The sequence below is a fragment of the Ectothiorhodospiraceae bacterium BW-2 genome, assembly GCA_008375315.1.
GTDB lineage: Bacteria > Pseudomonadota > Gammaproteobacteria > Thiohalomonadales > Thiohalomonadaceae > BW-2.
The window spans coordinates 2,177,204-2,191,148 of the sequence record CP032507.1; the positions used below are offsets into that span (position 1 = coordinate 2,177,204).

The 13,945-nt window shown below is 44.0% G+C and carries 14 protein-coding genes and 1 pseudogene; 11 read left to right on the forward strand and 4 right to left on the reverse strand.

Annotated features, from left to right (window positions below):
- Positions 1–22: 22 nt before the first annotated feature.
- Positions 23–1,015 carry an IS630 family transposase gene (locus D5085_10435; protein QEP43505.1) on the reverse strand — a complete coding sequence of 331 codons (993 nt, stop codon included), beginning with the start codon at positions 1,013–1,015 and terminating at the stop codon, positions 23–25.
- A 132-nt stretch (positions 1,016–1,147) separates the two neighbouring features.
- Between D5085_10435 and D5085_10440 the strand changes: the two genes are divergently transcribed.
- A complete protein-coding gene (locus tag D5085_10440; protein QEP43506.1) occupies positions 1,148–1,381 on the forward strand; it encodes a type II toxin-antitoxin system HicB family antitoxin in 234 nt (77 codons plus the stop codon).
- Positions 1,382–1,439: 58 nt separating this feature from the next.
- The gene (locus D5085_10445; GenBank protein QEP43507.1) at positions 1,440–2,561 is read left to right on the forward strand and encodes a hypothetical protein; all 1,122 of its coding nucleotides are present in this window, start codon (positions 1,440–1,442) and stop codon (positions 2,559–2,561) included.
- Positions 2,562–3,004: 443 nt separating this feature from the next.
- Here D5085_10445 and D5085_10450 read toward each other — a convergent pair whose 3' ends face one another.
- Positions 3,005–4,054 (reverse strand): IS3 family transposase, encoded by a 1,050-nt coding sequence (locus D5085_10450; protein ID QEP43508.1) that lies wholly within the window; start codon positions 4,052–4,054, stop codon positions 3,005–3,007.
- Positions 4,051–4,494, reverse strand: a complete 444-nt coding sequence (locus tag D5085_10455) for a hypothetical protein (GenBank protein ID QEP43509.1) — start codon at positions 4,492–4,494, stop codon at positions 4,051–4,053. Before D5085_10455 ends, D5085_10450 begins: the two co-directional genes overlap by 4 nt.
- 106 nt (positions 4,495–4,600) lie before the next feature.
- Between D5085_10455 and D5085_10460 the strand changes: the two genes are divergently transcribed.
- The 4 genes from D5085_10460 (at position 4,601) to D5085_10475 (ending at position 6,480) form a co-directional block, all read left to right on the forward strand.
- Positions 4,601–5,095, forward strand: coding sequence for a DUF4276 family protein (locus tag D5085_10460; protein ID QEP43510.1), 495 nt, complete (start codon positions 4,601–4,603; stop codon positions 5,093–5,095).
- A 273-nt stretch (positions 5,096–5,368) separates the two neighbouring features.
- Entirely contained in the window at positions 5,369–5,617 is a 249-nt protein-coding gene (locus D5085_10465) for a four helix bundle protein (protein QEP43511.1), read from the forward strand.
- A gap of 299 nt (positions 5,618–5,916) precedes the next feature.
- A complete protein-coding gene (locus D5085_10470) occupies positions 5,917–6,231 on the forward strand; it encodes a hypothetical protein (protein QEP43512.1) in 315 nt (104 codons plus the stop codon).
- Positions 6,232–6,261: 30 nt separating this feature from the next.
- On the forward strand, positions 6,262–6,480 hold the full coding sequence (locus D5085_10475) for a hypothetical protein (GenBank protein QEP43513.1): 219 nt from the start codon (positions 6,262–6,264) through the stop codon (positions 6,478–6,480).
- Between the two features lie 90 nt (positions 6,481–6,570).
- On the opposite strand, the pseudogene D5085_10480 reads toward D5085_10475, so the two are convergent.
- Positions 6,571–7,171 (reverse strand): annotated as a pseudogene (locus tag D5085_10480) (hypothetical protein).
- A 214-nt stretch (positions 7,172–7,385) separates the two neighbouring features.
- Here D5085_10480 and D5085_10485 point away from each other — a divergent pair.
- The 5 genes from D5085_10485 (at position 7,386) to D5085_10505 (ending at position 13,849) form a co-directional block, all read left to right on the forward strand.
- Positions 7,386–7,733, forward strand: coding sequence for a MarR family EPS-associated transcriptional regulator (locus D5085_10485; GenBank protein QEP45129.1), 348 nt, complete (start codon positions 7,386–7,388; stop codon positions 7,731–7,733).
- A gap of 84 nt (positions 7,734–7,817) precedes the next feature.
- Entirely contained in the window at positions 7,818–8,165 is a 348-nt protein-coding gene (locus tag D5085_10490; protein QEP43514.1) for a hypothetical protein, read from the forward strand.
- Positions 8,150–12,073, forward strand: a complete 3,924-nt coding sequence (locus D5085_10495) for a hypothetical protein (protein ID QEP43515.1) — start codon at positions 8,150–8,152, stop codon at positions 12,071–12,073. The genes D5085_10490 and D5085_10495 overlap by 16 nt, the downstream gene beginning before the upstream one ends.
- A gap of 58 nt (positions 12,074–12,131) precedes the next feature.
- Positions 12,132–13,355 carry a DUF2813 domain-containing protein gene (locus D5085_10500; protein QEP43516.1) on the forward strand — a complete coding sequence of 408 codons (1,224 nt, stop codon included), beginning with the start codon at positions 12,132–12,134 and terminating at the stop codon, positions 13,353–13,355.
- The gene (locus D5085_10505) at positions 13,352–13,849 is read left to right on the forward strand and encodes a hypothetical protein (protein ID QEP43517.1); all 498 of its coding nucleotides are present in this window, start codon (positions 13,352–13,354) and stop codon (positions 13,847–13,849) included. The genes D5085_10500 and D5085_10505 overlap by 4 nt, the downstream gene beginning before the upstream one ends.
- The last annotated feature ends 96 nt before the right edge of the window (positions 13,850–13,945 follow it).

A 13,945-nucleotide genomic window follows, 5' to 3' on the forward strand; every position in this document is an offset into this window, starting at 1 on the left:
CAGCTTGAATTTCCCGTTTTCACTATGTTCTAATAATCTGAAAATTTTCAGTTAACAATGATTCCAAATCCTCGATATAATTTTGACTGTTTTCCAAGACATTTAAGCAAGCGGCTTTAAACTCTTTAAATGTTGAATAGTATCGGTTAGATTTCACCTTCTTTTTAAAAAATTTCCAGTAACGCTCAATTAAATTCAGGTTCGGTGAATATGGGGGTAAAAAGATTAACTCAATTTTGGAGTTCTGTAGAAATTCTGTGACTATCTTAGCTCTGTAGTAGCGGGCATTGTCTGCAATCACAAAAACCTTTTCTGCTTCAGGATGTGCTTTTTCCAGTTGAATAAACAGCTCAATCGTTGATTGTGCATTGATGGTATCATCCAGCCGATATTCCAGATGAAAATGGGTTAACTCGATCGCCCCATTGATATTCAGGCGTTGTCGACCTGTATTACTTTCAATCAAGCGATCTTCCCCTTTCTTAAACCATCCATAGTCACTATGTGTATTGTGCTGCGGGTGTGTTGCATCCATGAAATAAATAGGCTCGTTTTCCTTTTTGTCACGCTTGAGTTGCTGATAACGCTCAATAAATTCCTCCTGAGCCGTTTCGTCACTTTTGGCCGGGACTAAGTGGTATTTTTTGTAGCAGAAACCTAATTGATGCAAAAGATAGCGCATACCACTCTCGCTATAAGCAATTCCCCATTGCTGATGAACATAGTCAATAACCGCATCAACGGTTGGGTAAATATTTATGTTGAGCTCAGCTATCAAATCAAGTTGCTGCTCTTCGCTTAATCGACATGTACGCCCTGTACAATTTGATTGTAAAAGACCTTCAAGTGAGTACTCCTGATAGCTATCAAAGTAGTGGCGGGCGCTTTTCTCGCTGATCAAAAGAGCCTCACAGACATCACCTACTGACCAGCCTGACCCTAATAGATATACGGCCTTTATCTTGTACAAGTTGGCAGCAGTGTCAGCGGCACTTGCACTATGTAAATTACGCATTAACTTAATTGAAACTAATGTTATTTCTGCATGCAGATCAGCTAGATATGATGGATGATGATGCAATACAGGCGTGGGATCGGTTTATTTTACGCTTTATTGATTTTGGTGTTAGCCAAAGGGGTTATGTGAGTGGAACATATCGTCAATATTCATATTGAGGCTTTGGATGACGGAGTCGGTTATTTAGCTACTTCAGATGAGATACAGGGTTTAGTTGCACAAGGACAAACCGTGGAGGAGACTTTAACTATTGCGCGTGATGTGGTTAAACAGTTATTGCAAGCCCGGACAGAGCGGAATAGTCAGCTACCATTGCGAAAGATAAGCAGTTCTTTTGATTACCCGCTGCTGATTGGTGGATAGAAATTAGGGTGGCTTTCCTCAATACGTTAATGCAAGACCTGACACCGTTTGTAAGTTGATGGCGAATAAATCAGTGATAAAAGGTCACATTCAATCGATCTCAATAGAGGGATTCCGGAGCATTCTTCAGGTTGAGCAACTTCAACTCGGTAATTTGAGTGTGCTGATTGGGGCAAATGGTGCGGGTAAATCCAATTTTATTCGGTTGTTTGAGTTAATCAGTTGGATGTTGAAAGGGAAAAAGTTACAGGAGTTTGTGATTACCCATGGCGGTGGGGATGATCAGTTTTTTATGGGGGCAAGAAAAACTCCCCGTATTCGGATTGAGATATCTATCCAGACAAATAAGGGAGATAATGACTACCGCTTTGCATTAACTCATCTGCCAGCTGGTGATAGTGTCTTGCTAACCGAAGAGGCCTATCGTTACTCAGATAGCCAAAAACGGACTACCGCCCGCTGGACAGAACTTGCCAGTGCAAGCAAAGAGGCGCAGCTGCCAGATCAAGTGAACCCAACCGCAAAAATAGTTGTCCATTTGCTACGCAACTGCGCAACCTATCAGTTTCATGATACCTCGGCACAAGCCTCTATACATAATCGTTGGGATGTGAACGATTTTAGCTGGCTGCGTAGTGATGGCGGTAACCTTGCTGCAGTGCTTCTACACCTGCAAGAGTGTGATCCCATGCGATATCGTCTGATTACCCGTCAGATAGAGCGCGTTCTTCCTACTTTTGATGACTTCGTACTCGTACCCGTTGCTGGTAGAGTCGAGCTGCGTTGGAAAAGTCGCCAAAGTGACAAAACTTTTGGTGCCCATTTAACTTCCGACGGCTCTTTGCGGCTTTTCTGCCTGCTTACGCTGCTTAATCTTCCCACAGATCAGTTGCCTGATGTGATCTTCATTGACGAACCCGAATTAGGGCTGCATCCATCGGCAATTACCCTGATTGCAGCGATGATTCGTCGACTTGCTGCAAAGCGTCAGCTTTTTATCGCTACCCAGTCGCCGGCGTTGGTGGACTGCTTTGAACTGGAAAATATCATAGTTGCCGACCTTTATGATGGTGCGACTACATTACGCTCTTTAACTAGTGCTGACTATCAACGCTGGCTGGAGCAAGACTATCTCAACTCCGAAATTTGGCTAAAAGAGCCATTAGTTCGCAATCAGTGAAGCGTATTTGTGTTATTTGTGAAGGGCTAACTGAAAGTCTGTTTGTGCAAAATGTGCTTTATCACCACCTTTTTGCACAAGGGGTCGGAAGCTGTCAAGTAATTTGAGACCAGTTGTTAAAAAAATAAAGCTCTAAATCTAGCCGGTGATTGCCACTGCCCTCACCGGCAAATTTCGCCTATGTTGAGTCATGACGCAACAAGGAGCGAACATGACCCTCATGGCCCTTTGCCGCAAGAGCCAAGCCCTTCAGCAAGGGGGAGCTGCAAGGCGAACTGCAACCCCTAATCTAGGAACCTCCCTCCTGCACCGCGTTACCCACAGCCCGCCCCCCTACGATAATAAGGGGGTCTCCGGGGGGCGGGCTATGGATAACGCTCTGTCATTCAGCCACCACAACCGGCTAAAGCCATCGACGATAGACCCACTAGCGGCACCGTCACTCATCTCTCCTTCGCTCTATTCAGGGTTGGATAGTTGACCTCCAGCGACCCCACCCCCTCCTCCGGTAGAGCGGGGTTAATCCATACCTCAGTAGGGGGTTGCTTAACCTTGGGCTCACCATGAATAAAGCGTTTCGGATGCTGCTGATAGGCCTGCTTCAGCGCCTGTTCACGCTGCTCGCTAACCTCCTTGTAACGACCGGTAAATACCTGCTCTGGAGTGAACCACGCAATCCCTCGATGGTGGTGGTGGAAACAGTACCAGTCAACATAGTCACTAAACCATATTCTGGCATGGTCAACTCCTGTCAATCGTTGAGGATAATCGGGTTGTTGCTTGAGTGTTTTAAATTGACTCTCGCTAAACGGATTGTCGTTACTGACTCGTGGACGGCTGTGGGAGCAGGTGATCCCCAGTTCGGCCATCAAGTCGAGATAGCCTCTGGCGGTCATCGGCACACCTCTATCCTGATGCAGTGTTAAGCCACTGAGCGCGACCCGATAGCGAGCCGCTGCGTCACTGATTAACAGCTTGGAGAGCTCACTATTCTCCTTCCTTGAGACCATCCAAGCCACAATAAAACGGCTGTAGAGATCCATCACCACATAGAGATTCAAGAAGTTACCCTGCTCTGTGGTGGGAAGCTTAGTGATATCCCATGTCCAAACATCATTCGGGCGGGTCGCCCGTAATCGGGGGATAGCGTGTGATTTGGCCGGTTTTTGAGCTCGCCGCTCTCCCGTCTGTTGATTAGCACGAAGGATCCGATACATCGTACTGATTGAACAGTAATATTTCCCTTCATCCAGCAGGCTAGCATAGATCTCTGCCGGAGGTTGGTCATAGAATCGTTCGCTGTTCAAAAGCCCCAGAACGGCTTGCCTCTCTGCCTCACTCAGCGCATTGGCTGCGACGGGTCTTGGAAGGCTCGCTCGGGGGGAGACAACCGGAGCCTGTCGGCGGTAGTAGCCTGCACGCGAGAGCGCTAGGCTATCGCAAGCGGCTCTTATGCTCACCGAACTGGGGCACTCTTTTTCAACTAATCTCATAAGCTTATCTCTGTGTTCATCTGCTCCAATAAGCTGAAGGCTTTTTTTTGGAGCGCAATCACCCCTTCGGTCTGCTGTAACCGTTGGCTAAGACGCTGAATTTCCTTCTTTAAACGCTCTATCTCCTTATCTCGCTTGTCTAGGCTCGGTTTGCGACCACTCTGTTTCCCTTTCAGGCCAGCCTGCCCCTGTGCTTGCAGTTGTCGGCGCCATTTGGTCAGATGGGAGCTGTAGATCTGCTCTTTGCGCAGCAGCTCGCCTAGCTGACCCGGCTCCTTGCACTGCTCTGCTTCTGCTAGGATCCGAAGCTTCTCTTCCTCACTAAATTTGCGGTAGGAGCGCTTCTCTTCATCGGGGTCGGTAACCTCGTTGGAGGGTAAAACGGTAGTATCTTTGGGCATCGTGTATCTCCTCTGTTGCCCCCCTGATTCTACATTCATTTCTCATCAGGGGTGGTCTCAGGGTATCTTGACACTCAGGGGGGTTGTGGTTTATCCTTCCATTTTACAGGCTCGATCAGGTCGCCACCGTGGTGGCAGAGTAACGATGGAACGGTTAGTGACGCAAATGGTAACGGAGTATTATCAGGCAGATGGAGTGACCAGTTTAGTCGATTATTACGGATTCAGGGATTTAGCAGGAAGGAGTCGAAGTGACCTGGAAAATGAGATTATTAAGCAGATAGTCAATCAAGCCCCTCAGATCGAGCGGTGGCGTATTTTCCCTTATGTACAGATGCATGAATTTGAAGGATTACTATTTAGTGATATCAATCACTTTGAGTGGGTGATTGAGGGTTGGTCAGAAGAAATTAAAAGCCTGTTGCAAGAGATTAGGAACGACTTTTCATCGCCGGAAGAGATTAATAATAGCCGTGAAACAGCACCATCAAAGCGACTGGAAAAAATTTTTCCTGACGGAATTTACAGCAAAACAGAACATGGACCGATTATCGCAGAGGCCATAGGCATTGATGTGATTCGTAAATATTGCCCACAATTTAATCAGTGGGTTAGGCAGTTGGAACAGTTTACATCTTGATGGTAACAATATTTTTATGAATGTACTTGTTGTTAGTGGTTGCGGTTACATTGGTTCCCATACAGTCGTTACTCTGATTCAAACTGGTTATTCAGTCATGTTACATCGCGGGGCGATGGCGAGAGGATATTTATCTGACTGATGCGGATCGCCATTGCTGGTTGACTGTATTTGAACAGGTATGCGAGCGGTTCCATTAGACTGTGCTGTTATTGAGTATATGCACGCAACGAGGGTTAAGGCAGATTTAAGACCTTATGATTCTGTGCCCAAATGAGATTCGAAGACCTGGAAGTTTGGAAACGCTCTGCCCGGCTCAGTGCTGAAATCTACAAACACTTTGCAGAGAGTCGCGACTATGGTTTCAAAGATCAAATAACTCGTTCCGGACTATCGATACCATCAAACATTGCAGAGGGTATGGAGCGAAGCAGCAATAAAGAAAAAGCACACTTTCTCGATATCGCCAAAGGGAGCTGCGCAGAACTGAGAACTCAAATTTACATAGGAATAGAGATATAAGGAAGAAATGGGGTCAGGTCTCGAATTGTAGTGTAGTGTCGAGAATATTCATCATTGCTAATGGTTAGATGTGTTAGGTGCACAAATGTCGTGCCTAGCCGATGGTTTTGTCAGAAAGGTACTCTTTACCCCCTTTGACTCTTGGCGGTTAACCGATTATGCCCTGTGCCCGCCTCTTCTGCCAAGCGGGTGAGGGACTGCGGATTCATTGCGAATTTTTTATCCCGTAATAGTTACAAATTTTCTTGTGTTAAATCGCATATGTAATAAACTAACCATTATGGTTATCTGGAGTTTGGGTGGCTCAGTACAATCTTGAGGATGTAAAGACGGCTGCTATTGCTAGCCGGATTGAATATCGAGGGCTTAAAGTGCAGCGAGATATTGCGAACTTGGGCTATGACATCAATGATGTTATCGATTGTTTGATGCACTTGAGCCCTGCAAACTTTCGTAAAACTCACTATTACGATGACGGCAGTCTACCAGATGATGATTATATTTTCCGTTATACAAGGTGCGTTGATGATGAAGAAACGACCGATAAATTGTATGTAAAGTTTTGCTTGGTGGATGATTGCTTAATGATTGACTTGGGGTCTTTTCATTTGTAGCGAAAACCAGAGCGTAAGAGGAAGGCAGAAGTGAGTGAATGTAAAATTTGTAAAAGTAAAGCGGTTGTGGCCGCTCAAGCAAACGAAAAAATCAGCTATAAAGGTGCAACGCTAAGCGTGCCGATGGTGTTTTCATCTTGCCAAAATTGTCACAGAGAGTTTGTTGGAACCGAACAAATTATTGAAAATGACAAAGCTATCCGTGATGCAAAGAAGGCCTATGATGGCTTGTTTAGCGAATTTGCCTAAACCAATTATTCCTTTTTTTAGAAAGTGAAGCGTGAGGGGTGAAGTGAGGAAAGAGACGGGGTCAGGTCTCGAATTATAGACTGGCAAGTCTTAATCATCAGTCCCCGTATCCTGTGATTTCCTGGCCTTACGCAGTATCTTGCCAATAGTGGTGAAGTGAACCTCATAAAAATCGGCAATCTGTTGGTAACTGTACGCACCGGTTGCATAGGCCGCCACCGTCGGTGGCCAACCATTTGGACGCATCTCTCGCGCCGATCATCTCTGGATAGCTGCTCCATGGCCACTCTCCGTGGGATTCCACCATACCCGCCCGAACCAGATTCAGCACGACATAGCGGGACAGTTCGAGCAGATAGGCATCACTATCAACCAGAATCGCTTTATACCGTCCCTGAAAAAGATGACCTACACGACGATACTTGCGATTCATCAACTGGGTATAAACGCCATTAAGCTGCCTCATGCCCTTCGACAAATTACCGTCTGGCGTCTCAACCACCAGATGGTAATGATTAGTCATCAGACACCAGGCGTGGCACACCCAGTTGAAGGTTTCGATAACATTTTCAAGAACATCAAGAAACGCTACGCGGTCGGCATCCTCTTCAAAAATCGCCTCCCGCCGATCGCCACGGGAGGTGACATGGTAGAGTGCGCCTTCAAATTCAATTCGTACGGGTCTGGTCATGCGGAGTAGTGTAGTCGACAAATAGGTTCGATTCTAGACCTGACCCCGTACCCTCACTGCCCACTGCCCACTAAAAAATATAGCGACAGCAACCCCAAAAGCAGTTATACTCGTTCGGCAATGAACCAAAATCAACACCCCTACTCACTCTGAACGAGACACAGAAGGGCGGTAGCGTGCCTAAAGTGGTTAAATTAAACGGATATTAATGTTTATGGCCAATCGTCAGCATAGTCGTCAGGAAGATAACCATTTTCGCCTGTTGCGTCTGTTAGAGCAGAACCCGACCCTAACCCAGCGCGAGTTAGCCGAACAGGTCAGTATGAGTCTCGGTGGGGTTAATTACTGTCTTAACGCCCTTATCGATAAGGGTTTTGTCAAGATGGAGAACTTTCAGAAGAGTCAAAATAAGCTAAAGTATGTCTATCTATTAACGCCGCAGGGACTTACCGAGAAGGTATCGCTCACCCAACGCTTTTTAAAGCGCAAGATGGTGGAGTATGAGGCGTTAAAAGCGGAGATTGAGGCACTCAAAGCAGAGGTGGAAGGAGAGGGTCTGTAGTCTATAGTCGAATGCGATTTGAAGATTTGGATATGTGGAAACTAAGGTGAAAAAGAGACGATGGACAAGACCAGAGTAGACGACATGTTAATTGAGATGATATCGCCGCAGATTAAGGAGATTGAAGAGCGCTTTAGTCGTGGCGAAGGATTAAGTCGGGATGATATTAATACTCTGTTACTAAAATCGCAATACAACCACATCAATCATTTAGATAAAAAGCTAGATGAAGTCGCCGCTGATGTGGCTAGCCTTAAAGGTGAGTTTAATGATTTAAAAGGTGAGTTTAGTGATTTGAAAGGTGATTTCAATAGCTTACGAGGAGAGTTCAAACTCCTAGAAGCCAATGTAAACCGCCGCCTGGATGTGTTTGAAAAAACATCGAACTCAAAATCAGCCAAGCGATTAACACCAACATGCGCTGGTCGATAGGTATTTTTGTGAGCGAGTTTGAATCTACAGCGTTAAGCCTTGAGATTACAGCAGCTAACCTCACCAATCCCGATTTAATCGCACTTGCGTGGAAAAAAGCGCATAACACTATTCGCACGACTAATTGGTATGCCGACAATTTTGAACTGGATAAATCGGCGCTAGATTTGCATGACGTGTGTGAAGTTTGGGCGAATGAAGTCAAAGATGGCAATGTAATTTTTCAACCACTTCATTTGGTTCCCGCTCCAAAAACGCAGGGGTGGCATTTTGAGCCGTCAAGAATTTCAAGTAATAATAAGCCTTGCCTTGATTGGCAGCCAGTAACCATGGAGTCTAAACAAGATCAAAAGAGTGGAACGGATAAAGATTATAACTATCCCGTAAAACTCCGCCCGCTTGCTCATATTGGCATCAAAGAACAAACCATTATGACCTTAGTTATGATGTGTTTGGCAAATGATATCGAAACTCAGCAAGGTGATCCGGCGACCGAATATGAAGAAGTCCACGATAAAAGAATTGTCAGTTATGGCAATCGAATCTATTGCACCTATCGTGATGGAAAAGCCGAGCATAGTTATGGCGCGACCACGATATATAGTAAGTTTTTCCAAGATTATCAAAAATTTCTTCAACGTCCCTATTTCTTCGCAAATCGGCACCTAACGGAAAAAGCACCGGATGAAGAGGTGTACTTGGTTGAACTGGATTTAAGGCAGTTTTTTGATTGTGTAGATCGAAAAAAGTTGATCGAAAAAATTCAAAAGTTTGCCGAGATGGAGACTAACAAACATTTAAAGAAGAAAGTTGTACCATCGGTTCTGAATGCTTTTGAAAACTGGGATTGGGTTAAAGAAAACAATGACTCGTATGAGGTATGCGAAACTGATTTAATTAAAGACTATCCGAGTGGTATTCCACAAGGTTTGGTAGCAGGTGGATTTTTAGCCAATATCTATTTACTGGATTTTGATAAAGAGCTGGCTGGGTATATTGGTCATAACATGAATAATGAAGGTGTAACCAAAATCAAACTTATCGACTATTGCCGCTATGTTGATGATATGCGTTTGGTGCTGGTAGGACCTAAACGAGACAAAGACAATCACATCAATCCGACTGTTGAAATTAAGACATCTATAAACAAGTGGTTTAATCAAAAACTAGAAAGTCTTGAACTCAATTTGCAAATTAACGAAAAAAAAACCAAGGTCGAAATTTATCGTGGTAAAACGGTCGGCATCTCCAAACAGTTGAATGAAATTCAAAGCGCTGTGAGTGGCCCGGTATCGTTCGAGGACGCGCAAGACCAACTTACCCAGCTAGAGAGTATATTGTCGATTTGTACGCAAATTGATACCGAACAAGATGGCCATCAGTGTAGGCTCAATCGCTTAGCCGACATTGAAAAGAGCATTTTTGATGTGCGCGATGATACCTTGCGCCGGTTTGCTGCTAATAAAATTTCAAGAATGCTAAATACCCTACGCCATTTCACGGTACACGAAGTCGATGAACATAATCAAGCGGTTCCCCGCGATTGGGATTATCTACAAGAGCGCATGGCGCGGCGCTTGATTGCGGTGTGGAGTCGTGATCCATCTTTGGTGCTGTTGCTTAAAAAGGGGTTAGAGTTGTTTCCAAGTCCAAAGTTATTGGAACCCGTGTTAGAACAGTTTGATGCGATTTTAGCCATGTCTGGTGGCCAAGTTGAATTAAAAAAACAACAAGCCGTTATACGCTATTTGTTATCAGAAGTTTTCCGCCATTCAGCCACCGTGATTCACAAAAAGGATCGCCAATCCTTTCCGGCGCAAGCGGATGTGGAGGGGTATTTTGAGAAACTGCAAGATTGCGCGGTGCAATATACCGACACAAAAGACCGCATTAATTGGCTTTTGGAACAACAGGCGCGATTTTTATTGCTTGTGCGTTTGGATACGGTTTTAGAAGCGTCTTGCGGGGATTTTGAACAGGATTTGATTTTCAAACTGGCTAAAGGCTTTAGAAAAATTACCCTACCTGTTACCATTGATTCAAAACAACTTGCGCATTGCATCATTATCGCAAGTCAGTTAATCGAAGATCGAAAACCTTTAGTTAGAGCGGTTAATTCTATTTTCAATAATGTAATATATGAAAATATATCGCCATTTCAAACTCTAAAATATATCGCCTATCACGATATGGCTTTGGTCAAGAACCACGTTAAAAGTGCGCGTGCATTAAAGAGTAAATGGGTATTTGAAGAGCAGGTCACGGATCTGGTTACTAAACTTCATTTAGACAGCCAGCCTTCTAGAAAGTCGTTAGATAAAATTACCTCGCCAATGGGCCTGTTGCAGTTGATTAGCCGTGAAGACAATCCATTCGCCAATGAAATCATGGCGCTTAAACTTATGCAGGCGTTATTGAAAAAACAAGCTGATAGCCAAGATGAGATTCACGCAGGCAAAGAAAATCAGGCAATTGATTTGGCGCTTACTAAAGTGGCTTTTTCGTGCGGTTATAGCGATCCACCCAAATATGCGTGCTTTGATCATGCACTAGAAGTCACAGTTAACTTTCGGAATTCGGTTTTTGAACAGGCTAGTCATTTAAAATCCGAACATCAACAACGCCTATTGCAGAATATCGCTTCAGTGATTCGTGCTGCACTTACAGGATCGGCTGATGTTACCGGTTTTGGGCAGGTCTTTGAACCAAAAGTCGGCTATCGCGGGATTAAATCAACCCGATATAAACGCCAATTTGGATTATTCACCACGCCGCAATCGTTGGCAGGTGAAGCGGCAGCTTTTTCAAGCTGGCTGACGACCTTGCTCAGCAAACTGCTCAAATGGCCGGGGATTCGGGTTAATGATCAAGCTTTTGAATGGCCGGAACTCTCGCTTGAGAATATTTCAAAATTAGTTAATGAACGACTTACAAAGCTTAAAAACAGCTATTGTCAGCTTTCACAAATGCCAACATTTATAGAAACCATTCAGCCTGATTGGCAAGACAAAACCAACTTAACTATTGCGATGGTGCAATCCAAGCTACCGCACAAAGCCGATTTTGCAAAGGCAGGCCTGCTACTGGATGCACCGCAATATCGCGTCAAACACCGCAGACATGTCGCGCGTGTTGCGCAATTAGTGTTAAAGCATATCGAAGCCCAGCGAACCAATGCCAGTGATAAAGACAATAAAAAACATCATATAGATTTGATTATTTGGCCGGAGCTTTCTGTGCATCCTGAGGACATGGATATTCTCAAACACCTTGCACAAAAGACTCATGCGATTTTATTGGCCGGCATAGGTTTTGAGCGTCAACAGGGTATAAAAGGCCCAAATAACCGTGCGGTGTGGATAGTGCCGAAAAAACATAACGGTAATCAAAACGAATTGATTCGCTACCAAGGTAAATTTCACATGATGGAAAATGAGCGCGAAGTTGGCATACAATCGTGGCGACCCTATCAGTTTATGCTTGAGTTAATGCATTCGCAGTTTCCGCAAACAGATGGTTTTAAACTAACCAGCGCCATTTGTTATGATGCTACCGATATTAAACTTAGTGCCGATCTCGCCGATAAATCCAATGCATTATTGATTCCTGCACTCAATATGGATGTAAATTCATTTGATTCTATGGTTGAGGCATTGCACTACCATATGTATCAGCCTGTAGTACTGGTGAATACTGGTGAATTTGGTGGTTCTTACGCTATGGCGCCCTATAAAAACCGTCACCATCGACTCATTGCCCACTCAAGCGGCAATCACCAAGTAGCGATTAACACATTTGAAATGAATATGTTCGACTTCAGACGCGATGGCGTCGGAAAGTCGTTTAAGTCAAAAGACAAAGCAACCAAAACTCCGCCGGCGGGTATTGTCATGAATGAGCCCGTTTAGAATTTAAAATTATAAACATCCGTGCCTAAAGAATATAATTTATGATAAAAGCAATGCCATGAAACTTAGCCATGTTACCTTGGAAAACTTTCGTGCGATCGAGCACTTAAGACTTGAATTAGGCCAGCGCTTGACGCTGTTGATGGGCGAAAATGGTTCAGGTAAAACCAGTATCATTGATGCCATATCGGTCGGTTTTGGAGCAGTTGTCACCTATTTGCCAAATGTATCAGGTATTTCTTTTAAGAAAACTGATCCCCGAATTTTTGAAAACCGCATCGCCCCTTATACGCGTATTCAGATTGAAGCATTCAATGGTGTGAAGTGGGATCGAATGGTTAAGCGTGATCAAAACCGTTCAACAGCAAAGCTATTGCCTAAAATGATTGGGCAGAAGCATTTAGAGCAATTTTTAGATCAAACTATTGTTGAACCGTATAACCGTCGCCAGGCTTTCAGATTACCAGTTATTGTGTCTTATGGTGTAAGTCGAGCCCTACTTAACCCGCCCCTCACTCGAAAAGGCTTTCCAAAAACCTATACGCGTTTTGATGCCTTGGCAGGTGCGTTCCAATCTGACAGCCGATTCAAATCCGCTTTTATTTGGTTTTATAACAAAGAACACGAAGAACTCCGGCTACAAAAAAAACAGCAGAGTTTTGATGTCGCTTTGCCAGAGCTTAAAACCGTGCGCCAAGCCATTGGCAAAATGTTCCCGGATTTGTCTGAGCCACACATCGAAACCAATCCATTGCAGTTTGTTATAAATCAACATGGTCAATTTTTGAACATCGACCAGCTCAGTGATGGTTATAAGACCTTATTAGGTTTAGTGATTGACCTCAGCGCCCGCATGGCGATGGCAAATCCTGAGTCATCTAACCCATTAGCAGAAGAATCGATTGTGATGATTGATGAGGTCGATTTGCACCTGCACCCTGTCTGGCAAATAAAGGTGGTAGGGGATTTATTGCGCACCTTCCCAAATACCCAGTTTATTTTAACGACACATAGCCCTTATATTGTTGAATCGATAAACAACAATCTGAAACGATCGCAAATTGCAAAATTTCTTGATCAAAGCTCGCAAAATAACGCGATAAAAAAAATCGAACCGCTCGCTGGCCAGCAAATCAAGGCTTATCTAATTCAAAACCAACAAGTTGAATCTATATTAGACCAAGAAACAGGATTGCTGGATGATAAGCTTATTGCCAGTTGGAATGAAATGAATGCGGTCTATGAGCAAATGCGTGATTTGGAATGGGGTTTGAAGCAATGAATATTGCTCCATTTCAACACTGCGTTTGTAATCGAATGGGCCATAGCCTTGGTTTGTGCGATGGTGTAAATCAGTTCTCAGAAAATGGCATTAAAGTGCGGCACTCTACCAAACTCGGTGAAAAACTTGTAGCCGTAGTTTTAGATGGTTGTGTTTTTACGGATAACCAAACAAAATGCGATGGAGTGTTTATATTAGCATCACAAAATAGCGATGTAATCAGCCTGATAGAATTAAAAGGCAGAGATATAGAACACGCATTTGAACAAATTGCTTATGTTAAAAATCATAGACCCGAATATAGGCAGATTAAACAAATGGTCATTCGGCAGATGTCAGGTGATCTTAACGAGAAAGCCTTTGTCGTCAGTAGCGCCTTAATCAGTAAGTCAGAAAAAGAAAAATTAGAACTTCACTACCAATGTCGCATAACTGATATACTACACAGCACAGCCACAACTCCCGTACCGGATATACGCAAATATATAAACTGAAATAAAGCAAGAAGGTTAGGGTGTAGAACGAATCTCAACATGAACCCCGAGATGCATTGCAAGTCGTTTACGCTGAATTTGTGCTGTATTTTATTA

Bases quoted from the DNA above. Each gene is read 5' to 3' on its own strand.
- D5085_10435 (QEP43505.1), bottom strand. From the start codon at position 1,015: ATGCGTAATTTACATAGTGCAAGTGCCGCTGACACTGCTGCCAACTTG.
- D5085_10445 (QEP43507.1), top strand. From the start codon at position 1,440: ATGGCGAATAAATCAGTGATAAAAGGTCACATTCAATCGATCTCAATA.
- D5085_10450 (QEP43508.1), bottom strand. From the start codon at position 4,054: ATGAGATTAGTTGAAAAAGAGTGCCCCAGTTCGGTGAGCATAAGAGCC.
- D5085_10455 (QEP43509.1), bottom strand. From the start codon at position 4,494: ATGAATGTAGAATCAGGGGGGCAACAGAGGAGATACACGATGCCCAAA.
- D5085_10460 (QEP43510.1), top strand. From the start codon at position 4,601: ATGGAACGGTTAGTGACGCAAATGGTAACGGAGTATTATCAGGCAGAT.
- D5085_10465 (QEP43511.1), top strand. From the start codon at position 5,369: ATGAGATTCGAAGACCTGGAAGTTTGGAAACGCTCTGCCCGGCTCAGT.
- D5085_10485 (QEP45129.1), top strand. From the start codon at position 7,386: ATGGCCAATCGTCAGCATAGTCGTCAGGAAGATAACCATTTTCGCCTG.
- D5085_10490 (QEP43514.1), top strand. From the start codon at position 7,818: ATGTTAATTGAGATGATATCGCCGCAGATTAAGGAGATTGAAGAGCGC.
- D5085_10495 (QEP43515.1), top strand. From the start codon at position 8,150: ATGCGCTGGTCGATAGGTATTTTTGTGAGCGAGTTTGAATCTACAGCG.
- D5085_10500 (QEP43516.1), top strand. From the start codon at position 12,132: ATGAAACTTAGCCATGTTACCTTGGAAAACTTTCGTGCGATCGAGCAC.
- D5085_10505 (QEP43517.1), top strand. From the start codon at position 13,352: ATGAATATTGCTCCATTTCAACACTGCGTTTGTAATCGAATGGGCCAT.